The organism is Methylobacterium sp. 37f (assembly GCF_023093475.1).
GTDB lineage: Bacteria > Pseudomonadota > Alphaproteobacteria > Rhizobiales > Beijerinckiaceae > Methylobacterium.
Genome location: NZ_JAGHKN010000007.1, coordinates 55,595 through 79,028 on the forward strand (window position 1 = coordinate 55,595; position 23,434 = coordinate 79,028).

At 70.7% G+C, this 23,434-nt stretch carries 17 protein-coding genes; 10 read left to right on the forward strand and 7 right to left on the reverse strand.

Going from position 1 to position 23,434, the window contains the following annotated elements; genetic code table 11:
• Positions 1–61 precede the first annotated feature (61 nt).
• The 3 genes from J7U37_RS06830 to J7U37_RS06840 all read left to right on the forward strand — a co-directional run bounded on the left by J7U37_RS06830 (position 62) and on the right by J7U37_RS06840 (position 5,912).
• Entirely contained in the window at positions 62–3,223 is a 3,162-nt protein-coding gene (locus J7U37_RS06830; RefSeq protein WP_247635233.1) for a CusA/CzcA family heavy metal efflux RND transporter, read from the forward strand.
• 101 nt (positions 3,224–3,324) lie between these two features.
• Positions 3,325–4,893: an efflux transporter outer membrane subunit gene (locus J7U37_RS06835; protein WP_247635234.1), complete on the forward strand. Its 1,569-nt coding sequence runs from the start codon at positions 3,325–3,327 to the stop codon at positions 4,891–4,893.
• A gap of 146 nt (positions 4,894–5,039) precedes the next feature.
• Positions 5,040–5,912, forward strand: coding sequence for a type 1 glutamine amidotransferase (locus J7U37_RS06840; protein WP_247635235.1), 873 nt, complete (start codon positions 5,040–5,042; stop codon positions 5,910–5,912).
• Positions 5,913–5,936: 24 nt separating this feature from the next.
• Here the strand turns inward: J7U37_RS06840 and J7U37_RS06845 are convergent, their stop codons facing one another.
• Both J7U37_RS06845 and J7U37_RS06850 read right to left on the reverse strand, forming a co-directional pair.
• Positions 5,937–6,512, reverse strand: a complete 576-nt coding sequence (locus J7U37_RS06845; protein ID WP_247635236.1) for a hypothetical protein — start codon at positions 6,510–6,512, stop codon at positions 5,937–5,939.
• Between the two features lie 298 nt (positions 6,513–6,810).
• Positions 6,811–10,224 carry an acyl-[ACP]--phospholipid O-acyltransferase gene (locus J7U37_RS06850; RefSeq protein ID WP_247635237.1) on the reverse strand — a complete coding sequence of 1,138 codons (3,414 nt, stop codon included), beginning with the start codon at positions 10,222–10,224 and terminating at the stop codon, positions 6,811–6,813.
• Between the two features lie 269 nt (positions 10,225–10,493).
• On the opposite strand from J7U37_RS06850, the gene J7U37_RS06855 reads away from it, so the two are divergent.
• Entirely contained in the window at positions 10,494–11,129 is a 636-nt protein-coding gene (locus J7U37_RS06855; RefSeq protein ID WP_056187771.1) for a TetR-like C-terminal domain-containing protein, read from the forward strand.
• A 15-nt stretch (positions 11,130–11,144) separates the two neighbouring features.
• On the opposite strand, the gene J7U37_RS06860 is transcribed toward J7U37_RS06855, so the two are convergent.
• Positions 11,145–11,510, reverse strand: a complete 366-nt coding sequence (locus J7U37_RS06860; RefSeq protein WP_056187774.1) for a hypothetical protein — start codon at positions 11,508–11,510, stop codon at positions 11,145–11,147.
• A gap of 363 nt (positions 11,511–11,873) precedes the next feature.
• Between J7U37_RS06860 and J7U37_RS06865 the strand changes: the two genes are divergently transcribed.
• Positions 11,874–13,562, forward strand: a complete 1,689-nt coding sequence (locus J7U37_RS06865) for an MCP four helix bundle domain-containing protein (protein WP_247635238.1) — start codon at positions 11,874–11,876, stop codon at positions 13,560–13,562.
• Between the two features lie 98 nt (positions 13,563–13,660).
• Here the strand turns inward: J7U37_RS06865 and J7U37_RS06870 are convergent, their stop codons facing one another.
• Both J7U37_RS06870 and J7U37_RS06875 read right to left on the reverse strand, forming a co-directional pair.
• A complete protein-coding gene (locus J7U37_RS06870) occupies positions 13,661–13,933 on the reverse strand; it encodes a hypothetical protein (protein WP_247635239.1) in 273 nt (90 codons plus the stop codon).
• Between the two features lie 281 nt (positions 13,934–14,214).
• On the reverse strand, positions 14,215–15,234 hold the full coding sequence (locus tag J7U37_RS06875) for a gamma carbonic anhydrase family protein (protein WP_056188081.1): 1,020 nt from the start codon (positions 15,232–15,234) through the stop codon (positions 14,215–14,217).
• Between the two features lie 212 nt (positions 15,235–15,446).
• Between J7U37_RS06875 and J7U37_RS06880 the strand changes: the two genes are divergently transcribed.
• Both J7U37_RS06880 and J7U37_RS06885 read left to right on the forward strand, forming a co-directional pair.
• The gene (locus tag J7U37_RS06880) at positions 15,447–15,902 is read left to right on the forward strand and encodes a molybdenum cofactor biosynthesis protein MoaE (RefSeq protein ID WP_056485779.1); all 456 of its coding nucleotides are present in this window, start codon (positions 15,447–15,449) and stop codon (positions 15,900–15,902) included.
• 250 nt (positions 15,903–16,152) lie between these two features.
• Complete coding sequence (locus J7U37_RS06885) at positions 16,153–17,379, forward strand: AI-2E family transporter (protein WP_056187783.1); 1,227 nt, start codon at positions 16,153–16,155, stop codon at positions 17,377–17,379.
• Between the two features lie 10 nt (positions 17,380–17,389).
• Here the strand turns inward: J7U37_RS06885 and J7U37_RS06890 are convergent, their stop codons facing one another.
• Both J7U37_RS06890 and J7U37_RS06895 read right to left on the reverse strand, forming a co-directional pair.
• A complete protein-coding gene (locus J7U37_RS06890) occupies positions 17,390–18,265 on the reverse strand; it encodes a site-specific tyrosine recombinase XerD (protein ID WP_348772981.1) in 876 nt (291 codons plus the stop codon).
• 77 nt (positions 18,266–18,342) lie between these two features.
• Positions 18,343–18,495 carry a hypothetical protein gene (locus J7U37_RS06895; RefSeq protein ID WP_056187786.1) on the reverse strand — a complete coding sequence of 51 codons (153 nt, stop codon included), beginning with the start codon at positions 18,493–18,495 and terminating at the stop codon, positions 18,343–18,345.
• 268 nt (positions 18,496–18,763) lie between these two features.
• Between J7U37_RS06895 and J7U37_RS06900 the strand changes: the two genes are divergently transcribed.
• Genes J7U37_RS06900 through J7U37_RS06910 form a run of 3 tightly spaced genes read left to right on the forward strand, consistent with a single transcriptional unit; the run spans position 18,764 to position 23,417 of the window.
• Positions 18,764–19,420 carry a shikimate kinase gene (locus J7U37_RS06900; RefSeq protein ID WP_247635240.1) on the forward strand — a complete coding sequence of 219 codons (657 nt, stop codon included), beginning with the start codon at positions 18,764–18,766 and terminating at the stop codon, positions 19,418–19,420.
• Positions 19,417–20,535 (forward strand): 3-dehydroquinate synthase, encoded by a 1,119-nt coding sequence (gene aroB / locus J7U37_RS06905; protein WP_056187789.1) that lies wholly within the window; start codon positions 19,417–19,419, stop codon positions 20,533–20,535. Before J7U37_RS06900 ends, aroB begins: the two co-directional genes overlap by 4 nt.
• Positions 20,532–23,417 carry a PAS domain S-box protein gene (locus tag J7U37_RS06910; RefSeq protein WP_247635241.1) on the forward strand — a complete coding sequence of 962 codons (2,886 nt, stop codon included), beginning with the start codon at positions 20,532–20,534 and terminating at the stop codon, positions 23,415–23,417. The genes aroB and J7U37_RS06910 overlap by 4 nt, the downstream gene beginning before the upstream one ends.
• The last annotated feature ends 17 nt before the right edge of the window (positions 23,418–23,434 follow it).

The following is a 23,434-nucleotide window of genomic DNA, read 5'->3' on the forward strand; positions in this document are numbered from 1 at the left end:
GGCCGCACGCCCCTCCCACATGAACAGCTAGCCATGAACAGCCAGCCATGAACAATCCGCCATGAACAGCCTCATCGTCTTCGCCCTGCGCCAGCGCGTGCTGGTGTTCCTGCTGTTCGTGGCGATGCTGGCGCTCGGCTATGCCAGCTACACCCAGCTCAACATCGAGGCCTATCCCGATCCGGTGCCGCCGCTGGTCGACGTCATCACGCAGAATCCCGGGCAATCCGCCGACGAGATCGAGCGCTACATCACCATCCCGCTGGAGGTGCAGCTCGCCGGCATTCCCAACGCCACCGTGGTGCGCACCATCTCGCTGTTCGGCCTCTCCGACGTGAAGGTGCAGTTCACCTACGCCTTCACCTACCAGGAGGCCCTGCAGCGGGTGCTCAACCGGCTGGCGCAGCTGCCGCCCCTGCCCAACGGCGCTCAGCCGCAGATCTCGCCGACGAGCCCCGTGGGCGAGATCATGCGCTACAAGGTGACGGGTCCGAAGGGATACTCCTCCACCGACCTGAAGACCCTGCAGGACTGGGTGCTGCAGCGCCGGTTCAAGGCGATCCCCGGCGTGGTCGACGTGACGGCCTTCGGCGGCCGGACCAAGGAATACGAGATCGCGGTCGACCTCAACCGGCTCCAGGCCCAGGGCCTGACCCTGGTCCAGCTCGTCACGGCGCTGAACAATTCAAGCATCAATGTCGGCGGCCAGACCCTCAATGTGGGCGAGCAATCGGCCGTGGTCCGGGGCATCGGCCTCATCCGCGACATGGACGACATCCGCGACACGATGCTGACGCAGGTCAACGGCGTGCCGGTGCTGGTCCGCGACGTCGCCGAGGTCCGGGTCTCGCACGCGCCGCGCCTCGGCATCGTCGGTCATGACGGCGACAACGACATTGTCGAAGGTATCGTCCTGATGAGCCGGGACGGGCAGAGCCTGCCGACGCTGCGTCTGGTCAATGCCGAGATCGACAAGATCAACGCCAGCGGCATCCTGCCTCCCGACGTGCGGGTCGAGCGCATCTACGACCGCAGCGGCCTGATCCACACCACCACCCATACGGTGATGCACAACCTCGTCTCCGGCGTGGTGCTGGTCTTCGTCGTGCAGTGGCTGTTCCTGGGGAGCCTGCGCAGCGCGGTCATCGTGGCGGCGACCATCCCGTTCGCCCTCGGCTTCGCCATCCTGATCCTGGTCCTGCGCGGGGACTCGGCCAACCTCCTCTCCCTCGGCGCCATCGATTTCGGCCTCATCGTCGATGCCACCGTGATCATGGTCGAGAACGTGTTCCGGCATCTGGCCGAACCCGAGCATTCCGAGGATCAGCCTCCGCCGGGTGGCCTGACCGGGCGGCTCGGCACCATCGCGATCGCGGGTGCGGAGGTGAACCGGGCGATCTTCTTCTCGGCCACCATCATCATCGTCGGCTTCCTGCCGCTCTTCACCCTGACGGGCGTCGAGGGCCACATCTTCGGGCCGATGGCCAAGACCTACGCCTACGCCCTGATCGGCGGCCTCCTGGCCACCTTCACGGTGTCGCCCGCGCTCTCGGCGCTCATCCTGCCGAAGCGCGTGGAGGAGCGCGACACGCTGATCGTGCGCCTGCTGCGCTTCGGCCACGTGCGGATCCTGCGCCTGGGCCTGCGCAACAAGGTGCTGTCGCTCCTCCTGCTGGCCGCCCTGCTCGGCGCCTCCGGCATCGCCGCCCGGACCCTCGGCCTCGAGTTCCTGCCGAAACTCGAGGAGGGCAATCTCTACATCCGCGGCACCATGCCGGCCTCGATCTCCCTCGAGGCGGGCAACGCCTCCGTCGAGCGCCTGCGCAAGATCATCGCCGAGGTGCCCGAGGTGGTGACGGTGCTGTCGCACCAGGGCCGCCCGGATGACGGCACCGACGCCACCGGCTTCTTCAACGTCGAAATCCTGGCGCCCCTGAAGCCGTTCGACACCTGGCGCAAGGGCCTCGACAAGGAAGGGCTGGTCCGCGACCTCGCGGCCAAGCTGGACGAGGCCTTCCCCGGCATCGAGTTCAACTTTTCCCAGTACATCGAGGACAACGTCCAGGAGGCCGCTTCGGGCGTGAAGGGCGAGAACTCGGTCAAGATCTACGGCAACGACCTCAACGACCTGACGAAGACGGCGGAGGCGATCAAGGCCAGCCTGGCGAAGGTCCCCGGCATCACCGACCTCGCGGTGTTCGCCTCCCTGGGGCAGCCCACGGTGCGGATCGACATCGACCGGCGCAAGGCCGCGCGCTACGGCCTCTCGCCGGGAGACGTCAACACCACCGTGCAGGCGGCGATCGGCGGGCAGACGGCGGGCGACCTCTACGAATACGGCTCGGACCGTCACTTCCCGATGCGTATTCGCCTCGCCCCGCAATACCGGCGCAGCCTGGAGACCATCCGCAACATCACCGTCGGGGCGGCGAACCCGGCCGGCGGCGTGATCCAGGTGCCGCTGTCCGAGATCGCCACGGTCGAGCTCGTCTCGGGCGCCGCCTTCATCTACCGCGAGAACCAGGAGCGCTACATTCCGGTGAAGTTCTCCGTGCGCGGCCGCGATCTCGGCGGCGCGGTGCTGGAGGCCCAGGCCCGGATCGTCCAGGACGTGACCCTGCCGGCCGGGTTCCACCTCGAATGGGTCGGACAGTTCACCAACCTGCAGGACGCCGTGCAGCGCCTGACCCTCGTGGTTCCGGTGACGATCGGGCTGATCGCCCTGCTGCTCTACGTCAACTTCAGCTCCGTCACCGACATGGCGCTGACGCTCAGCGTGATCCCGATGGCAATGATCGGCGGCATCTTCGCGCTGGTCCTCACGCTGACGCCGTTCTCGATCTCGGCGGCGATCGGCTTCATCGCGCTCTTCGGCATCTCGACCATGGAGGGCGTCATCCTGCTGTCCTATTACAACCAGCTTCTCGAGGACGGCTGGGGGCGGGCCGAGGCGGTGTGGCAGGCCGCCAACGTGCGCATGCGGCCGGTGATGATGACCTGCGTGGCCGCCTGCGTCGGCCTGCTGCCGGCGGCGATCTCCACCGGCATCGGTTCGCAGGTGCAGAAGCCTCTGGCCCTGGTGGTGGTCGGCGGCATCCTGCTCGCCCCGATCCTCATCCTGGTGGTGGTGCCGATCCTGATCGCGCTGTTCTCGCGCCGGGTCCCGGCCGCGACCCTGTCGCCGACGGCCGCCCGCGCGGCCGCCCGGGTCGAGTCCGCATGAGGACGCGATCACGCTTCTCCGGGCCGGCGAAGGCCCGCGTTGACTTCGGTGCCGGCCCGGCACCTCTACCGCCTCGGACGGCGACAGGAATCTCCGACACCATGGCGGCATCCCCCGAGATCAAGCTCCGGCCAAGCCGGGCGCCGAGCCTGCGCCCGATGGTCCGCACCGGCCTCGCCGCCCTGGCCCTGAGTGCGGTCGGCGGCTGCATGGTCGGGCCGGACTACGTGCCGCCCGCCGATCCGCCCGCCATCCGCTACACCCGCGAGCCGCTCGGCAACCCCACCGCCGCCGACGCCGTCCGCACCGTCCACGGCGGCTCGGCCGACCAGACCTTCGTGTCCGGCGCCGACGTGCCCGGGCAGTGGTGGACCCTGTTCCGTTCGCCCGCCCTCGACCGCCTCGTGGCCGAAGCCCTGGCCAACAACCCGAACCTCGACGCCGCGCAGGCGTCGCTCCGGATCGCCCAGGAGAACGTGGAGGCGCAGCGCGGCACGTTGTTTCCGGTGGTCGGTGCCAACGGCCTCGGCTCGCGCCAGAAGGCGCCCGGCGGCGCCCTGCAGGGGCCGCTCAACGACACGCGGCAGCTCTTCTACAGTCTCTACACGCCGCAGGTGACGGTCTCGTTCACCCCCGACGTGTTCGGCGGCAACCAGCGCCAGATCGAGTCGCTGGAGGCCCAGGCCGAGAACCAGCGCTTCCAGCTCGAGGCGACCTACCTCACCCTGACCACGAACGTGGTGCTGGCGGCGATCCAGGAGGCGTCGCTGCGGGCGCAGATCGACGCCACCCGCAAGGTGATCCAGGCCCAGACCGAAGTCCTCACCCTCTACAACAAGCAGCTCTCCCTCGGGCAGATCGCCGGGGCCGACGTGGTGGTGCAGCAGGCCGCCCTCTCGGTCTCGATGCAGCTGCTGCCGCCGCTGGAGAAGCAGCTCGCCCAGCAGCGCAACCTGCTCACCGCGCTGGTCGGGCGCCTGCCGAGCGAGGAGATCGCCGCCACCTTCACCCTGGCCTCCCTGCGCCTGCCGACCCGCCTGCCCGTCAGTCTGCCCTCGCGCCTCGTTCAGCAGCGTCCGGACGTGAAGGCGGCGGAGGCCAACGTCCAGCAGGCCAGCGCCGCAATCGGCGTCGCGGTGGCCAACCGCCTGCCGCAATTCAACATCACCGCCAATGGCGGGGCCAGCGCGGTGCGGATCGCCCAGCTCGCGGCCTCGACGGCCTCGTTCTACGGCATCGTCGGCACCGTGGCCCAGCCGATCTTCGATGCCGGAACCCTGTTCCGGCGCCAGCGCGCGGCGGAGGAAACGCTGGCTCAGGCCCAGGCCCAGTACCGCGCCGTGGTGATCGGCGCCTTCCAGAACGTCGCCGACACCCTGCGCGCGCTCCAGTCCGATGCCCAGGCGGTGGCGGCCGCCTCGGCCGCCGAGCGGGCGACGGGCCAGAGCCTGGGGCTGATCCGCAAGCAATACGCCGCCGGCGCCCTCAACAGCACGCAGGTGCTGATCGCGCAGCAATCCTACCTCTCGGCCCTGGTGACGTCGGCCGGCGCCCGGGCCAATCAGTATGCCGACACCGCCGCCCTGTTCCAGGCCCTCGGCGGCGGCTGGTGGAACCGGTCGGACGTGAAGCCGGCCCCGTCGAACCCCGATCCCGCCAAGTTCCTCTGAGACCGCGGAGGGGCGTCCGGTCCCGGCCCGTCGCGGACCCGGAATTCTCCGGCCCTTCGCCCTGCGGCAGGTCCGCCCGCCCGGGAACACCGGTGGCGGTCACCGGTTCGGGTTTCCGGGGAATGTCTCCCCGGAGCATCCGTCCCTTGCCAGCATCGCCATCAGGGCTCCGCTTCCTCGTCGCCGAGAGCGAGCCGCCGGAGGCCCGCGAAGAGCGTCGCGACAGCGTCGGGCGCTCCTCCGGCGAGACCTACGTGGCGATGCTGAACCAGCTCGCCCCGGGGGCGACCTGCCACAGGATCAAGCCGGCCGATGCCGACGGCGCCCTGCCGTTCGGCGAGAGCCTAGCCGGCTACGATGCGGTCTTCCTGTCCGGCTCGCCGCTGCATCTCTATGAGGAGACGCCCGAGGTCCGACGGTCCCTGGCCTTCATGAGCGCGACCTTCGCGGCGGGAACACCCGCCTTCGGCTCCTGTGCCGGGCTGCAACTGGCGACGGTGGCGGCGGGGGGCACGGTCCGGCAGAACCGCAACGGCCCCGAGGCGGGGTTCGCGCGCCGCATCACGCCGACCGAGGCGGGACGGTCCCATCCGCTCCTGAAGGGGCGGCCCGCCGCCTACGATGCGCCCAGCATCCATACTGACGAGGTCGAGACGCTTCCGGACGGCGCCGTCCTGCTCGCGGTCAACCGCAGCACCGTGGTTCAGGCGGCCGAAATCCGGCACGATGGCGGGACGTTCTGGGGCGTGCAGTACCACCCCGAGATCGGCCTCGACGAGGTCGGCGGAGCCCTGCGCCGGCAGGCCGACGGGTTGGTCGAGGCCGGGCTGGCGCGCGACCGAAGCGCGATCGAGGCCCAGGCCGACTTGGTGGAGGCGCTGCATCGCGAACCCAACCGGCGGGACCTGGCCTGGAGGCTCGGCCTTGACGATCAGGTCACCGACGCCGCGCAGCGCCAAACCGAGCTGCGCAACGTCATCGAAGCATTGGTCCTTCCCACCCGCAGCCGGCGCCGCTGAGGGCCGGGGCGCGGGCTGCGGGTTTCAGGAGCCGGACCGCGCCGCGCCGGTGTCGTGATGCTGCAGGCGATTCGTCCGCTCCCGAGCCCGCCGGCGCTGGGCCGAGAAGCCGATCCAGCGGGTGACGAGCGGTCCGCGGCGACGGAGCGCCTGGGGTGCGTCCTCCCGCCCGGTGAACGTCGCGGACGCGTCGTCCCGGCCCGGGGCATCCGAGCGCGCATCGTCGTCGCTCGTCATGCCCATGTCGGCCTCGTCCATGTCCAGATCGTCCATATCCGCATCATACGGGCTCGCCTCGTTGGAGGACGTCTCCAGAGACCGGGTGTCCTGGGATAGGGAGTGGCGGGCGAATGCCTCGGGATGAGTCTGTTCCGTCACGATCGTAAGCCTTCTCCGAGCCTGCTGAAGGGTGCGAGACATGGCCGTGCCTGTGGGGGGCGTCGCGGGACGCAGTTGGGCGACGGCCCGATCCGACGCATGCGCCGCCGCTGGGGCCGCATCGGTGCCCGTCTTGCCGCCGCGCATCGGGATCGTGTGGATGTCCGCGCTCATGACGCCTTTTGCCATCTGCCGAGACCCAGCGTGATGCGCCACGCGCATCCATGATCTCGTCTTGCCGCGGGGACCCCGTTGCGGGACCGCCAGCCTCTGCAGCAACATAGACGATTGCGCGGCCAGGTTGAGTCGGCCGGCTGGTCTGGGAGTCCAAATCTGTTGTCTCGGCGTCCCAAACCGGTACCCGGACGTGCCGCGCCGAGCCCGGAGCGGAACCGGACCCGGCCGGGCGGGTCCGCCTCGGACGTCCCGCACGCTGGGAATCCGAGGCGGTGAATCCGAGACGGTGCATCGGGGTTCGGCGCCCGGCCGAATCCTCGCCCGGGCCGGACATCCCGCCGTCTCAGGCCGCGGCGGGCGCCTCGCCGGAGGCCCGCTCGTGGGCGAGCTTGACCACGCTGACCTGATCGACCTTGCCGGTGCCCAGCATGGGCACGCGATCGAGCACCACCACTTCGGCGGGGATCGCGATCTCAGGCGCGCCCTTGCCCTTGGCGAAAGTCTGGTAGGCGGCGCGGGTGGCGTCCTTGCGCTCGGTGAACAGCACCAGCCGCTCGCCCTTGCGGGCATCCGGCACGGCGGCGACGGCGCTCGGAGTGTCGGGCCAGAGTTCGGCCGCGATGGCCTCGACGCCGGCCAGGGACACCATCTCGCCGGCGATCTTGGCGAAGCGCTTGGCGCGGCCCTTGATCGTCACGAAGCCCTGGGCGTCGATGGCGACGATGTCGCCGGTGTCGTGCCAGCCTCCGGGCGGTGCCTCGATGGTGCCGGGGCGCTCGGGCCGGAGATAGCCCAGCATGATGTTGGGGCCGCGCAGCGACAGGCGCCCGCCCTCCTCGATGCCCGGCACCGGCTCCAGGCGCCAGTCCTGGCCGGGCAGCAGGCGCCCGACCGTGCCGAAGCGGTTGAACATCGGGGTGTTGAGGGCGACCACCGGGCCGCACTCGGTGACGCCGTAGCCCTCCAGGATGCGCAGGCCGAACTTCTCGCCCCAGGTCTTGCGGGTGGAATCCTTCACGGCCTCGGCCCCGGCCACGACGTAGCGCAGCGAGCGCAGATCGTAGGAATGGGCGGTCTTGGCGTAGCCGGCCAGGAAGGTGTCGGTGCCGAACAGGACGGTGGCGTTCGAGCCGTAGATGAGTTCGGGCACGATCCGGTAATGCAGCGGCGAGGGGTAGAGGTAGACCGGAACCCCGGAGACCAGCGGCAGCACCAGTCCCGCCGTCAGCCCGAAGGCGTGGAAGACCGGGAGCACGTTGAACACCTTGTCGCTCGGTCCGAAATCGATCCGGGCCGCCACCTGCGCGGTGTTGGCCAGCATGTTGCGGTTGGCCAGCGCCACGCCCTTGGGCGCCCCCTCCGAGCCGGAGGTGAACAGGATCGCGGCCGGGTCGTCGCCGGCCCTCGCCACCAGGGGGGCGCGCTTGGCGAGGAAGCCCCGGAGCTTGTCGCCCGTGCTGATCCCGGCCCGGATCTCCTCCAGGTAGACGAGGGTGACGGCGCCCTTGATCGCCTCGACGAGAGGGCCTAGGCGGCCCTTCTCGATGAAGGCGCGCGAGGTCAGGATGGTGTCGACCTCCGCGGTCCGGCAGGCCGACAGGATGTTGGCGGCCCCCGCCGAGAAGTTGATCATGGCCGGCACCCGCCCGGCCGAGGCCAGGGCGAACAGCGTCACCGCCGCGCCGTTGGCGTTCGGCAGCATCACGCCCAGCGGCTTGCCCGGGGCGCCGAGGCCCTGGAGCTTTCGCCCCAGGATGTTGGCGCCCATCACCAGGCGCGAATAGCTCAGGCGCCCCATGGGGTCCTCCACGGCGATGCGGCGCCAGCCGTGGCGGTCGCCCGCGTCGATGAGGGCCTGCATCAGGCCGCGATCGATGTCGGCGGTGCGGAAGACGAGGTCGGACATGATTCCGTACAAGGCGGCGCCCGCCGCCTGCCGGCGGGCCTTGCCCTTGAGGGCCGGGTCCACACTCAGGGCCACCGGCGACAGGATCGTGACGGTGACCTTCGGCCACCAGCGCCGCTTCACCTGGGTCTTCGACAGGCGCGAGAAGATCGTCTTCTCCAGGCCTTCGATCTTCACCGGCACCACCATGGCGCCGGACTTGTCGGCGATCAGCCCGGCGCCGTCATAGACCTTCATCAGGCTCCCGGTGACGGTGAGGCGCCCCTCGGGGAAGATGATCAGCGTCTCGCCGTTCTTGACCGCGTTGATCAGCGTGCGGGTGGCGAGCGGCCGGGTCGGATCCAGCGGCATCGCCTTCGTCATCGCCAGGAACGGCTTCACCCACCAGCGCTGCGCGATGCCGTGATCGACGGCGAAGACGGGTTCCTGGTCAAGGAGCGAGAGCGCCAGCGGCGCGTCAAGGAAGGAGACGTGGTTGAGGGCGACGATGGCGTTGGGGCCGGCCTTCTCGACATTCTCCAGGCCGCGCACCTCCAGGCGGTAGAAGGCCCGGAACAGGATCGACAGGAAATCGCGGAAGGGGCTCGTCGGCAGCACGGCCAGGATGACCGCGCCCGCCACGAGGTTGAGCACCCCGAGCAGGGCCAGCAGCGTGGCCATCGACCAGCCGGCGCCCTGCAGGGCGGCGAGACCCAGCGCCCCCGCCACCATGAAGGCGGCGGTGAGCACGTTGACGGCGCCGATGACGCGGGCGCGCTTGTCCTTGTCGGTCCAGGCCTGCACGGCGGCGAAGGACGGCACGATGTAGAGCCCGCCCGCCACGGCCAGCCCGAACAGGTCGAGGGTGACGCGCAGGCCCGTGCCCGTGGTGAGGAAGTCCCAGGCCCCCAGGGGAGCGCCGGAGACCGGGGGCAGGTGCGCCACCGTCCAGGCGAGGTCGAGGCCGAACAGGCCCATGAACAGGGCGCCGATCGGGGTCGGCAGCAGCACGATGCGGCCGCTGGCGAGCCAGGAGGCGAGGCCCGACCCCACCGCGATGCCGATGGAGAAGACCGCCAGCAGGGTGGTCACCACGGTCTCCGAGCCATTGAGGCTCTGGCGCACCAGGACGGGGAGCAGCGACAGGATCACGGCGCCCACGAGCCAGAACCAGCTCACGATCAGCGAGCCGCGCCACAGCCGCGTGTCGCCCCACAGGTCGCGCAGGAGACCGCCGGTGGAACGCGCGACATTGGGATCGATGCGCAGCGTCGGGGCGGCCTCGCCGGTGGAGGGGATCGCCCGGGCCGAGAGCCAGCACAGGATCGCGAACACCATGATCATGGTGCTGAAGGCCAGGGCTCCGCCGCCCATGGCGGTGGCGAGGCCCGCCACGATGGTGCCGAGCAGGATGGCCAGGAAGGTCGCGGCTTCCACCAGGGCGTTGCCGGCGGTGAGTTCGTCCCGGCGCAGATGGTCCGGCAGGATGCCGTACTTGATCGGCCCGAACAGGGCCGCGATCGTCCCGAACAGGCCGAGGGCCACGAACAGCACCGGCACCGAGTGCATCCAGAAGCCGAGGGCGGCGGCGGCGGCGGCGAAGATCTCGGCGAACTTCAGCCGCTTGGCGATCAGCGCCTTGTCGTAGCGGTCGGCCATCTGGCCACCGAGACCCGACAGGATGAAGAACGGGCCGATGAACACGGCGCCCGCCAGGGTCACCAGCATCGGCGAACCGCCGCCGGCGCCGCCCACCTGGAACAGGATGAGGAACACGAGCGCGTTCTTGAGGAAGTTGTCGTTGAAGGCCGAGAAGAACTGGCACCAGAACAGCGGTGCGAACCGGCGCGTCGTCATCAAGGTACGAAACATGGAGGTCTCCTCGGACGACGCAACGTTGAGACGAGGCGCGAGCGACGCGGCGCTGATCGAAACGAGGCATGACTGCCTGCCCGGCGCCATACCGTCAAATGCTGAACCGGACATTCTTTGTACGGTGTTCAAAACATATCTCGGTCACGGCCGGCGTTCAATCTGCGGATTGCACACCGTGCAATGCTGCGCGATGGTCCGGTGCGGAGACGCACGCGGTCCGGGATCGGCAGGGATCGGCGCAGATTGGAAGAGGAGGGCGAGCCGCGATGGCACGCGCAGAGAAGCGGGGGACCGGCCCGCGCGGTGAGCACAACCGGGAGGAATTCCTGGGGCTGGTGACGAAGGCGGCGGAATCCCTCGTGCGGCACGAGGGCCTGCGCGGGCTCGGCATGCGGCGGCTCGCCGGCGCCATCGGCTACGCGCCGAATTCGATCTACAACGCGGTGGGCGACCTCGACACGGTGGTGATGCGGGTCAATGCCCGCACCCTGGCGCGTCTGCATGCGACCCTGGAGGCGGCCGTCGCGCCCGAGGCGCCGCCGCTCGACGCGGCCCTGGGCCTGGCCGACGCCTACCTGGCCTTCGTGGCCGCCGATCCGCAGGTCTGGAGCCTCGTCTTCGAGCACCAGCTGGCCCCCGACAGCCGCTTCCCGGACTGGTACGCCGAGGCCCTGGGGCAGACCACCGACCTCGTCGACCGCGTGCTCGCTCCGCTGATCACCGACCCCGTGGAACGGCGCCAGGCCGTGGCCACCTTGTGGGCCGCCTTGCACGGCCTCGCCTCGCTCTCGACCTCGCGCAAGCTCGCGGTGCTGACGCCCGAAGCCCCGCGCGACCTCGCCCGCCTCCTGGTCCGGCGCTTCCTGGCGGATTCGGCGGGCCCGAGCCCGCACGACGTCTGAACGAGACCCGCAGGATCAGCGGGAAGACCCGCTGCGTCGCACGTGCAGGCCCTTGAACAGGGCCGGATGGGGATCGTTCAGGCCGCGCGGCGGCGGAAGTCTCAGCAGGGCATCGTCCGGGGCGATGCGCGTGAAGGTCTCCCGCTCCGCGTGCGCCACGACGCTGCGCCGCCCCTTGCGCGGGCGGATCAGCGTCCGGCGCGGCTCGGCCTGATCCGGGCCGAGGGCGGAAAGCAGCGACAGCCCCCCGAAGGCCAGGAGGCAGGCGAGGCCGATGCCCACCGAATGCCAGCTCGGCTCGGGGGCGGCCATCATGGTGATCACCCCCCCGAGGGCGACGGCCGAGGCGAGGACGCGCGGCGTGAGGATGTCGATGGCCATGGCGCCGATCCTCGTCCGCAGGCCATCACGAAGGCGTGAAGGGGACCGTTCCAATTGTCGGGATCGGCGGCGCCCCTGCGATCCGGGACGTCTCGTTGCATCACCGCCGGATACAGGCCTCGACAACATTCATCAGACCCTTCGGCGCGGATGCGCCTCGCGGGCAGCGACATCGGTCGTCACCGGCCACGCTCCGAGCCGATGTAACCTGAGCGATGATTTGGTTTGATTTGTAGTTTCCCAGAATGCAACCGATAGTAGAAAGTATCCATCTGCAAAAGCAATGTTTTAAGCTTTGCATGTCAGTTGTTCTCGGCCGCGCATGCAGATTCGAGCTGATCTGCCGTCGGGATGAGGTGGGTCGTGTCCTTCAAGAATATGTCCATTCGGGTCCGCCTGATCGCGGCGTTCTCCCTGCTGACAGTTTTCGTCGTCGGCGTGGGCGTCCTCGGACTTCTGGGAACCGAGCGCATGCGCGCGCGCGGCGTGGAGATCGAGACCAACTGGCTTCCGAGCATCCGGACGCTCGGCGAGATCGACACGCTGACGGCCCGGACCAGCGCCGTCATCCTGCGGCACGCGCAGGCCACCGAACCGCAGCTGGTCGCCTCGATCGAGGCGGATCTCGAGCGCTTCGACAAGAAGGTCGCCGAGAAGCGGGCCGCCTACGAGCCGATGATCAGCTCTCCGGAGGAGCGGGCGCTCTACGATGCGTATGTCCGCGCGTCGGCGAACTTCCTGGTGGTGCGTCAGGCCATCCTGGATCTCTCCCGCAAGGGGCAGAAGACCGAGGCCGTCACGTTATACGAGACCCAGGGCCTGCAGATCCGCCGGGCCGCCTCGAGCGCACTGGAGAAACTCACCACCCTGAACAATGACGGCGCCGATCAGGCCCAGGCCCGCAGCAAGGACGTCTTCGAGCAGACGCGGACGCTGGGCCTCGCCGCCGTCCTGCTCGCCGTCGTTCTGTCGGCTGTGTCCGCCTTCCTCATCATCCGCGGCGTGACGGGAGGCATCGGCTCCGTCGTCCAGCCGATGCAGGCGCTGGCGGCGGGCGACCTCGTCGTGACCATCCCGCATCAGGGGGCCCCGACCGAGATCGGCCGCATCGCCGACGCCGTGCAGGTGTTCAAGGACGGGCTGATCCGCATGCGGGTGTTGGAGGAGGAGACCGTCCTGGCCCGCGCCGGCGCCGAGGCCCAGCGCAAGGCCGCCATGCGGTCGATGGCCGATGGCTTCGAGGGCGCTGTCGGCGGCATCATCACCATGGTCACCAGCGCGGCCACCGAGCTGCAGGCGACGGCCCAGAGCATGGCCGGCACCGCGACCCAGACCGCCAACCAATCCACCAGCGTCGCGGCGGCTGCGGAGGAGGCGGCCTCCAACGTCAACACCGTGGCGGCGGCGGCCGAGGAACTCGGGTCGTCTGTGGAGGAGATCGGGCGTCAGGTCGGCAGTTCGGCGGCGATGGCCCAGACGGCCGTGGCGGAGGCGGCCCAGACGGCGGCCTTCGTGCAGAACCTGAATGCGGCCGTGGGCCGGATCGGCGACGTGGTCACGATGATCACCTCGATCGCCGGCCAGACCAACCTGCTGGCGCTCAACGCCACCATCGAGGCGGCGCGGGCGGGCGAGGCGGGCCGCGGCTTCGCCGTGGTGGCGGCGGAAGTGAAGGAGCTCGCCAACCAGACCGCCCGGGCCACCGAGGAGATCGGCGGCCACATCAGCCAGATCCAGGGCTCCACCGCCCAGGCGGTTCAGGCGATCAGCGGCATCGCGGCCCGCATCCAGGAAATCAGCGGCGTCGCGACCTCGATCTCGGCCTCGGTCGAACAGCAGGGGGCGGCCACCCAGGAGATCGTCCGCAACGTGGCCCAGGCGGCCATGGGCACCGGAGCCGTGACCTCTAATATCGCGGGTGTCGCCGGGGCCGCCGAGGAGACCGGGGCGGCGGCGAGCCAGGTCCTCGGGGCAGCCTCGGAGCTGTCGCGCCAGTCCGAACACCTCAACACCGAGGTGCACCGCTTCCTCGCCACCGTGCGGGCCGCCTAACAGGCGCCACCGTGCGGGCCGCCTGAAGGAAACTCCACGGATGGCGGCAACAGCGACGCGAAGGCCCGGAGCGATCCGGGCCCTCGCGTCGTATCGGCTCAGCGGTTGCCGCTGCCGGACTTCGTGCTGGCGGCGCCCGGCGCCGAGGTCGACCCCGTCTCGGACATGCCGGAGCGGCCGGTCGAACCGGTGGTCGTGCCCTTCTCCTGGCCCGGCGCGTAGCCGGAGGCTCCGGGGGAGCCGTACTGCGACCCGTTCTGCTGCATCTCCTGGCCGGGTGCATTGTTGGCGGAACCCGGACCGCTACCGGCGGCGAGGGCGGCCGTGCTGAGGGCGATCGTGCTGGCGAGGGCGAGCGTGACGGCTTTCATGAAGAACTCCTTGCACCACTGCATGCGACACCGAGATATCTGGTACCCAAAACCTCTCGTATCCGAGGTCTCTGATATCCGAGACATCTGGCATCTCTGCTTTCAGGGCCGGAAAACGTCCGCCTGACCGGAAGCGTTCCCGAAAGAAGCGGGTTGCCGCGCCGCGTTCGTTGCTGTGCTGCAAACAGAAAAGGCGGTCTCCGGTCTTGCGGAGACGCCGCCTACAGCGTGGCAATACCTTCGGCGCAGGGGGCGCGATCGCAGGACGTTACGGCAAGACGTTACGGCAGCGCGGCTTCCGCCTGGCGGTAGGCGACCCCGTGGGCGACATAGCCCTCGACCACGCGGGCCATCATCGTGCGCTTCTCGGCGTCGAGGGCACCGAGGATGCGGGCGGGCCGCCCGCCCCAGAGATGGCCGCCCTCGAGCAGCTGGCCCGGGTCGGTGGTGGCGCCGGCCGCCAGCAGCACGTCGTCCGCCACCACCGTGCCGGGGGCGACGACGCAGCCGATGCCGATGAGGCTGCGGGCGCCGATCCGGCAATCCGAGAGCCGGACGTTGTGCCCGATGGTGGTGTCGCGCCCGAGGACGACGCCCTCGCCCCGTGTCCGGATGACGGTGTTGTCCTGGATGTTGGTGTTGGCGCCGACCACGATGGGGCCGACCTCGGCATGGAGGTCGCAGGAGAACAGCACGCTGGACCCGGTCCCGAGGGCGATGCGGCCGCGCAGGCGTGCGGTGCGGGCGACGTAGACGCTGGGCTCCAGCTCGGCCGCGTCGGCGGGGAGCAGCGCGGGCAGGTCGCCGGAGGCCTCGCGCAGGCGCTCGGCCTGCTCGGCGATCTCCGGCAGGGTGATCGGACGCACCGGCTTGGCGGGGCTGCCCGCATAGGCGAAGCCGGCGGCGAGATGCGCCCGGGGAAACACGGTGGCGCCCGCCTCGATCAGCACGCCGCTCTCGACGCTCGCCCCGTCGAGCACGATGACGTCGTCCTCGATCACCACGTCCGAGCCGACCGTGCAGGCATGCACCACCGCGTTGCGGCCCACCGTCACCCGGTCGCCGACAACGGTGGGGTAGGTGTTGGTGGCGATGTGCACGGTGGAGCGGTGGCCGAGCCAGAAGCGCTCGCCGATGGTGATGCGGTCGCCGTCCGCCCGGATGACGCTGTTGTCGCCGAGCCAGGCCTGGGCCCCGAGGGTGGCGTCGCCGATCACCGTGCTGGCCCGGCCGCACCAGACCGGACGGGCCGAGAAGACCGGCAGGAGGCCGTCATGAGGCAGGATCAGCTCTGGCGTCACGGCGAAAATGTCCTTCGCATCCCGGTGGTGTCGCCGGGCATTCGGGGGCATAGAGCGCCCCTGCCCGTGAGGGCAGGTTCGTCGCCGTCCGTCAAGGGTTCCGTTTTCGCGCGCGGGTCCACCCGAACGACGGCCCGACGGGTCCGAAGCCTGCACGGAGGCGGGCGAACCGGTTTCGTCCCGCGGTCACGCGCGTTCAACGGGGAGGGTCCATGCCCGACGTCAGCATCCAGAGCGCGCCCTTCGATGCGAGCGCCGAGATCGCCCGCCTCACCCGCGACCTCGGGGGCCGGGCGGGCGCCATCGTCACCTTCACGGGCCTGTGCCGCGACGAGGGCGGACGCCTGACCGGGCTCGAACTCGAGCATTACCCCGGCATGGCCGAGGCCGAGATCGCCCGCGTGGTCGAGACGGCCCGGGCGCGCTGGCCGCTCCAGGGCGTGTGCGTGATCCACCGGCACGGCCTCGTCGCCCCCGGGGAGGGGATCGTCCTGGTGGTCACCGCATCGAGCCATCGGGTCGCGGCCTTCGAGGCGGCGAGCTTCCTGATGGATTACCTCAAGACGCGCGCCCCGTTCTGGAAGCGCGAGCACCTGGCCGACGGCACCACGGGCGGCTGGGTCGAGGCGACCGAGGCCGACGACGCGGCCGCCGCGCGCTGGGTGTAGAAACGCCAGTGCGGCGATCGGCCGATGCGGCCGCCGGCCGAGACTGCCGCTGGGCGAGACTCCCTCTGGGCAAGACTGCCGCTGGGCGAGACTGCCGCTGGGCAAGACTCGGGCGATCGTCGAAAGCCGGCGCTCGCCCGATCCGGGAGCGGAACTCAAGCGTGGCTGGCGACATCCCCCCGCCTGGGGATCCTCCACGGGTCCTCCACGAACACGCGTGCCCCAGGCACCCCAGGAGCCCGACCCGCCCATGGCCATCCCCTTCCTGCGACCGGATTCCGCCGGTCCGCGTCCGCAATCCTGGTCGCCCGCCGTGTCCGGCATCGCCGTCGTGGCTTTCGTCGCCGTGCTGGCCCTGGCCTGGATGGCGGCCTCGACCCTGCTCCTGGTCTTCGCCGGCATCCTCCTCGGGGTCTTTCTCGACGGCCTGACCCGTCTCCTCGGGCAGGTGCTGCCGGCGAGCCGGGGCCTGCGCCTCAGCCTCGTCAGCCTCGTGCTGGCGGGCCTGACCCTCGCCCTCATCGCCTTCGGCGGCGCCACGATCGTGCAGCAGGGCCGGGATCTCGGGCAGACGGTGGCGGCCCAGGCCGGCACGGTGCGGGATCGCCTCAAGGAATACGGCATCGACGTGCCCCAGATCGCACCCGGCAAGGGTAGTGGCGATGCCAAAGCCAGCGACGTCAAGGCTGGCGACCTGAAGGCCGATGGCGGCGACAAGGCGGCCGGCGACTCGGAGGCCCCGGAGGAGGCCGATGCCGGCGCGCCGGACCGGAAGCCCGGCGGCCTCGCCGGCCTTGCCTCGGGAGCGATGAAGAGCCCCGGTTCCCTGCTGTCGGATGCCGGCAGCGTGCTCGGACCGGCGGCCACCGTGGTGATCGGCCTGTTCAACGCGCTGGGCAACGCCCTGGTCATCGTCTTCCTGGGGCTCTCGGTGGCGGCCGATCCGGGCGCCTATCGCGACGGTCTCGTGCGCTTCGTGCCGCCGGCCCACCGGGAGCGGGCCACCGCTCTCCTCGACGGCATGGGCGAGACCCTGCGGCACTGGTTGTTCGGCCAGCTCATCACCATGGCGGTGATCTTCGTCTGCACCTGGGCCGGCCTCGCTTTTCTCGGCATCGGCGGTGCCCTCATCCTCGGCCTCCAGGCCGGTCTCCTGGCCTTCATCCCCACCATCGGCCCGCTGATCGCCGGCGTGGTGATCCTGCTCGCCTCGCTCGCTTCCGGCACCACGGCGCTCTTCGGAGCGCTCGGCGTCTATCTCGCGGTGCAGACCCTGGAGAGCTACGGCCTCACGCCCTTCATCCAGAAGCAGGCCCTCGACATCCCGCCGGCCACGATCTTCGCTGGCCAGCTCGTGCTCGGCGTGATCTTCGGCCTCTGGGGCATCGCGCTGGCCCTGCCGCTGATGGCGGTGGCCAAGGTGCTGCTGGCCCAGCTCTACATCGAGGATACCCTGCACGAGGAGGCGGAGGCCTGAGCGCCCGGCCTCACTCGTCCATCAGGGGGTGCAGGTCGCGGACCATGCTCTTCAGCCGCTCGTCGAGGACGTGGGTGTAGATCTGCGTCGTCGAGATGTCGGCGTGGCCGAGGAGTTCCTGGACGATGCGGAGATCCGCGCCGTTCTGGAGGAGGTGACTGGCGAAGGCGTGGCGCAGCACGTGCGGGCTGATCCGGTCGGCCCGGAGGCCGGCGGCGCTCGCCACGGCCTTCAGGTCCCGGGCGAAGGATTGCCGCGTCAGGTGCCCGCTCTCGCTGTCGGCGGGAAACAGCCAGGGGCCGTCGCCGGCGAGGTGGGCGAGGTGGTCGCGCATGGCGCCGCGGGCGATCTCGGTGAGCGGCACCAGCCGCTCGCGGCCTCCCTTGCCCTTGACCACCAGGTAGCGCTCCGTCGTGGAAGCGGCCGCGCGGGGTAGGGCGATCAGCTCGGAGACGCGCAGGCCGGTCGCGTAGAGCAATTCGATCAGGCACAGCATGCGGGTGCCGCGCGCATCCCCGGCCGCGGCCTCGCGCGCCACGGAGAGCAGCCGGTCGACCTCCGCCACCGACAGCACCTTCGGCAGGGCCCGCACCCGGCGCGGCCCACCGATCGGTGCGCTCGGGTCGTCCTCGGCGAGGCCCTCGGCATAAAGGAAGCGGTGGAAGCCCCGGATGCAGGACAGGCGCCGCGCCGCGGAGGCCGCCGACAGGCCGCGCGTCTCCAGGTCGGCGAGATAGGCGCGGAGGGGGGCGGCCTCCATCGCGACGGGGTCGTGGCCGCCGCGCGCCAGGGCGGCGAGATAGTCCGAGAGGTCGCGCCGGTAGGCCGCGAGGGTGTTGGCGGCCGCCCCGCGCTCGGCGGCGAGCATGTCGAGGTAGTCGCGGATGAGGCGTTCGCCGGGATCGGGCGTCGTGTCGGGCGTCGTGTCGGGACTGGCCCCGGATTCGGACGGGATGGCCCGGGTCACCGGTTCGGCGGCTGAAGCTTCGAGGCGGGAATGGTCACGCTCATCTCGCGCGGTGTCGGCACCACGAAGGTCGCCAGCGCGAACATCGCCGCGAAGGCGAGCCCGCCCAGGATGGCGAGGATGGCGAGGAAGCGGAACAGGGTCGGCACTCGGACGAACCTCGATCGTGCGGCGCTGAAGACGAAGGGCGCGCCTCGGGGGGCAGGTGGCTTCTACTGGCTTCAGCGGCCGCATGCCCGTGCAGGCCATGGGCGGCTGACGACGTGCGGCGGACGGCCAGCTTGGGGTTGCATCACGCGCGGGCGCCGATGGCAATGACTTCGCGGCCACAGGCGGCGCGGCATTCCCGTGCGCGACCGGCGCCAGACGCTTCGCCCCCACCGGAAAACGCGCTAAGACCCGCCCAACGATGTGCAGATGTCCGTGATGACCGAAGTCCCTTCTCAGGGCGGCGACCCGCCCCCGGGCGACCCGCCGGATGCCGCAACCGGCGGCGAGCCGATCGAACTGCGCCTGCGCCGGGCCCTCGGTCACCGGTCGATCGTGCTCGTCGGTCTCATGGGCGCGGGCAAGAGCACCGTCGGCCGGCGCCTCGCCACGCGCCTCGGCCTGATGTTCAAGGATGCCGACAACGAGATCGAGACGGCGGCCAAGCTGACGATCCCCGATATCTTCGCGATCTACGGCGAGCCGAGCTTTCGCGATGGCGAGGAACGGGTCATCGCCCGGCTGATGCGCGAGGGCCCGCTGGTGCTCGCCACCGGCGGGGGCGCCTTCATGCGCGAGACCACCCGCGCCCGCATCGCCGAGGGCGGCGTCTCGATCTGGCTCAAGGCCGAGCTCGACGTGCTGATGCGCCGGGTGCGCAAGCGCGGCGGGCGCCCGCTGCTCCAGACCGAGGACCCGGAGGAGACCCTGCGCCAGCTCATGGCCCAGCGCCATCCGGTCTACGCCACCGCCGACGTGGAGGTGATCTCCCGGGACGTCGCCCACGACCGAGTGGTGCAGGACGTCATGGAAGCCCTCGACGCCTATCTGAACCGACCCTCCCAGCCAGGAATCGCCGCCCAGTGACCGACCGCCTCACCGTCGGCGTGCCCCTCGACCAGGGGCGCGCCTACGACATTCTGATCGGGCGCGGCCTCCTCGACGAAGCCGGCCGCCACGTCGCGGCCCTCGGGGCCAGGGCGGCCGTGATCGTGTCCGACACCAATGTGGCCGCCCTCTACGGCGATAGGCTGCGGGGAAGCCTGGAGGCGGCGGGCCTGCGCTCCGGGCTCGTCACCGTGGCGCCGGGCGAGGCCTCGAAATGTTACGCCACCTACGCGGCGGTGTGCGACGGGCTGCTCGCCCATCGGGTCGAGCGCAACGATCTCGTGGTGGCGCTCGGCGGCGGGGTCGTGGGCGATCTCGCGGGGTTCGCGGCGGCCACGCTCCGGCGCGGCGTGCGCTTCGTCCAGGCGCCCACCTCCCTGCTCGCCCAGGTCGATTCCTCCGTAGGCGGCAAGACCGGCATCAATTCGCCCCACGGCAAGAACCTCATCGGCGCCTTCCACCAGCCCCGCCTGGTGCTGGCCGATACCGCCACCCTCGACACCCTGTCGGAGCGCGAGATGCGGGCCGGCTACGCCGAGGTGGCGAAGTACGGCCTCATCAACGACGCCGCCTTCTTCGATTGGTGCGAGGCGCACTGGGCCGGAATCTTCGCGGGCGGGCCGGAGCGCGACGAGGCGGTGGCGATCTGCTGCCGCTCCAAGGCCGGCGTGGTGGTGCGCGACGAGCGCGAGGACGGCGAGCGTGCCCTGCTCAATCTCGGCCACACCTTCGCGCACGCCCTTGAGCGCCTGACGCATTACGAATCCGCCCGCCTCGTCCACGGCGAGGCGGTGGCGATCGGGCTGGCGCTCGCCTTCCGCTTCTCCGCCCGCCTCGGCCTGTGCCCGGGCCAGGATGCCGGCCGCGTCGCCAACCACCTGGCGCTGGCCGGCCTGCCGACCCGGCTCCAGGCGGTGCCGGGTGGCTGCGGCGATGCCGACGCGCTCGTCGAGGCCATGGCGCAGGACAAGAAGGTCCGCGATGGGGCGCTCACCTTCATTCTGGCCCGCGGCATCGGACGGAGCTTCATCGCCCCCGGCATCGACGGCGCGGCGGTCCGCGCCTTCCTCGACGACGAATTGAGCGCCGCTTGAGCGCCGCCGACGTCGAGACCCTGCGCCGCCGCGTCGCGACGCTGGAGGCCGAGATCGGCCGGCTGCGCGAGCCGCCGCAGGCACAGGGCAAGCCGCCGAAGGCCCCCACCGAACCGGAACTGCGCTTCATCACCGACGCGCTGCCGGTGCTCGTGGCCTCGATCGACCGTGCGTACGTCTACCGCTTCAACAATCGCCACTACGAGGCCTGGTTCGGGCGCGACCGCGCGGACCTGACCGGCCGCCACGTGCGCGACGTGCTCGGGCCGGAAGCCTTCGCGGAGCGGCGCCCGTTCATGGACCGGGCGCTCGCCGGCGAGGCGATCATCGTCGACGGGTTCCTTCCGACCCGCGACGGCCGGCGCCGCGCCTGCACCATCCAGTACATTCCGCGCCGGACCGAGACCGGGATCGTGGAGGGGTTCTTTGTCCTCGCCATCGACATGGACGAGCGCCGGGCGGCGGAAGCCCGGCGGATCGCCGTGGCCGAACTCGGCGCTCGCCTGCGCGACCTCGACGACACCGCCGAGATCGCCTTCGCGGCCTCGGAGATCCTCGGCACCACCCTGGGGGTCAGCCGGGCCGGCTACGGCACCATCGACCCGGTGGCCGAGACCATCGTGATCGAGCGCGACTGGAACGCTCCCGGCATCCGGAGTCTGGCCGGAACCCTGCAGTTTCGCGATTACGGCTCGTATATCGAGGACCTCAAGCGCGGCGAGACCGTGATCTGCGTCGATGCCGATCACGACCCGCGTACCGCCGCCGGCGCCGAGGCCCTGAAGGCGATCAGCGCGCAGTCCTTCGTCAACATGCCGCTGACCGAGCACGGCGGCTTCGTGGCGCTCCTCTACCTCAATCACGCCACCGCCCGGTCGTGGTCGCCGGACGAACTCGCCTTCATACGCAACGTGGCCGAGCGCACCCGGGCCGCCACCGAGCGCAGCCGCGCCACCGCCGCGCGCCGGGCCAGCGACGCCCAGTTCCGCGCCTTCGCGCAGGCGGTGCCGATCCACGTCTGGGCCGCCTCGGCGGCGGGTGACCTCGACTGGTTCAACGCTCAGGTCTACGCCTATAGCGGCGTGGCGGAGGGGGGCCTCGACGGCGCCGCCTGGGCCGGGCTCGTCCATCCCGAGGACCGCGCCGCGGTGATCGCCACCTGGGGCGCGGCCCTGGCCGAAAGCCGGCCCTACGAGACCGAGTTCCGCATCCGGCGCAGCGACGGCGCCTATCGCTGGTTCCTGGTTCGGGCCGAGCCGATCCGGGCGCCGGACGGGACCATCCAGCGCTGGGTCGGCACCAACACCGACATCGAGGACCGCAAGGCCGCCGCGGCCGAACTCGCGCGCCTCAACACCAGCCTGGAGCGCCAAGTCGAGCGCCGCACCCGCGAGCGCGACCGCATCTGGGACACCACCACCGACCTGATGGGGACCGCCGGGCTCGACGGCTACCTCAAGACCGTGAACCCGGCCTGGGAGCTCACCCTCGGCTGGAGCGAGGCGGAGCTGCTCAGCCGGCCCTTCGCCGTGTTGATCGATCCCGCCGACCATGCCGAGACGGCCGAGGTGGTCGGGCGCCTCGCCCGCGGCGAGACCGTGACGGGCTTCGTCGACCGCGTCTTCACCAAGGCGGGCGAGCGCCGCATCGTGATGTGGACGGCGGCCCCCGACGGCGAGATCTTCACCCTCATCGGGCGCGACATCACCGACCAGCGCCGCACCGAGGATGCCCTGCGCCAGGCGCAGAAGATGGAGGCCGTGGGCCAGCTCACCGGCGGCCTCGCCCATGATTTCAACAACCTGCTCACCGGCATCTCGGGCAGCCTGGAGCTGCTCCAGACCCGGATGGCGCAGGGGCGGGTCACCGACCTCGACCGCTACATCAACGCCGCGCAGGGCGCGGCCAAGCGGGCCGCCGCCCTGACCCATCGCCTGCTCGCCTTCTCGCGGCGCCAGACCCTCGATCCGAAGCCCACCAACGTGAACGGCCTCATCGCGGGCATGGAGGATCTGGTGCGCCGCACGGTCGGCCCCCAGGTGACCATCGAGGTGGTGGGAGCGGCCGGGCTGTGGACCGCCCTGGTCGATCCGAACCAGCTCGAGAACGCCCTGCTCAACCTCTGCATCAACGCCCGCGACGCGATGCCGGAGGGTGGGCGCATCACCATCGAGACGGCCAATAAGTGGCTCGATGCCCGGGCGGCCCGCGAGCGCGAGTTGGAGCCCGGCCAGTTCCTGTCCCTGTGCGTGACCGATACCGGCACCGGCATGACCCGCGAGGTGATCGGCCGGGCCTTCGATCCGTTCTTCACGACGAAGCCCCTCGGCGAGGGCACCGGCCTCGGCCTGTCGATGATCTACGGATTCGCCCGCCAGTCGGGTGGCCAGGTGCGGATCTACTCGGAAATCGGCCAGGGCACGACGGTCTGCCTCTACCTGCCCCGCCATTACGGGGTGGCCGAGACCCGGGACGGGGAGGCCGATCTCGCCCATGCACCCCGGGCCGAGCAGGGCCAGACCGTGCTCATCGTCGATGACGAGCCCACCGTGCGCATGCTGGTCACCGAGGTGCTGGAGGATCTCGGCTACACCGCCATCGAGGCGGCGGACGGGGCGGCCGGGCTCAAGGTGCTCGAATCCGACGTGCGCCTCGATCTCCTCGTCACCGATGTCGGCCTGCCGGGCGGCATGAACGGGCGCCAGATGGCCGATGCCGGCCGCGTCGTGCGCCCCGGCCTGAAGGTGCTGTTCATCACCGGCTACGCCGAGAACGCGGTGCTGGGCAACGGCTACCTCGATCCCGGCATGCAGGTGCTGACGAAGCCTTTCGTGATGGAGGCGCTGGCCGGGCGTATCCGGGAGCTGATCGCCGAGGGGTGAGGGCGCCGAACCGCCGG

Bases quoted from the DNA above. Each gene is read 5' to 3' on its own strand.
- J7U37_RS06830 (WP_247635233.1), top strand. From the start codon at position 62: ATGAACAGCCTCATCGTCTTCGCCCTGCGCCAGCGCGTGCTGGTGTTC.
- J7U37_RS06835 (WP_247635234.1), top strand. From the start codon at position 3,325: ATGGCGGCATCCCCCGAGATCAAGCTCCGGCCAAGCCGGGCGCCGAGC.
- J7U37_RS06845 (WP_247635236.1), bottom strand. From the start codon at position 6,512: ATGCGCGTGGCGCATCACGCTGGGTCTCGGCAGATGGCAAAAGGCGTC.
- J7U37_RS06850 (WP_247635237.1), bottom strand. From the start codon at position 10,224: ATGTTTCGTACCTTGATGACGACGCGCCGGTTCGCACCGCTGTTCTGG.
- J7U37_RS06855 (WP_056187771.1), top strand. From the start codon at position 10,494: ATGGCACGCGCAGAGAAGCGGGGGACCGGCCCGCGCGGTGAGCACAAC.
- J7U37_RS06860 (WP_056187774.1), bottom strand. From the start codon at position 11,510: ATGGCCATCGACATCCTCACGCCGCGCGTCCTCGCCTCGGCCGTCGCC.
- J7U37_RS06870 (WP_247635239.1), bottom strand. From the start codon at position 13,933: ATGAAAGCCGTCACGCTCGCCCTCGCCAGCACGATCGCCCTCAGCACG.
- J7U37_RS06880 (WP_056485779.1), top strand. From the start codon at position 15,447: ATGCCCGACGTCAGCATCCAGAGCGCGCCCTTCGATGCGAGCGCCGAG.
- J7U37_RS06885 (WP_056187783.1), top strand. From the start codon at position 16,153: ATGGCCATCCCCTTCCTGCGACCGGATTCCGCCGGTCCGCGTCCGCAA.
- J7U37_RS06900 (WP_247635240.1), top strand. From the start codon at position 18,764: ATGTCCGTGATGACCGAAGTCCCTTCTCAGGGCGGCGACCCGCCCCCG.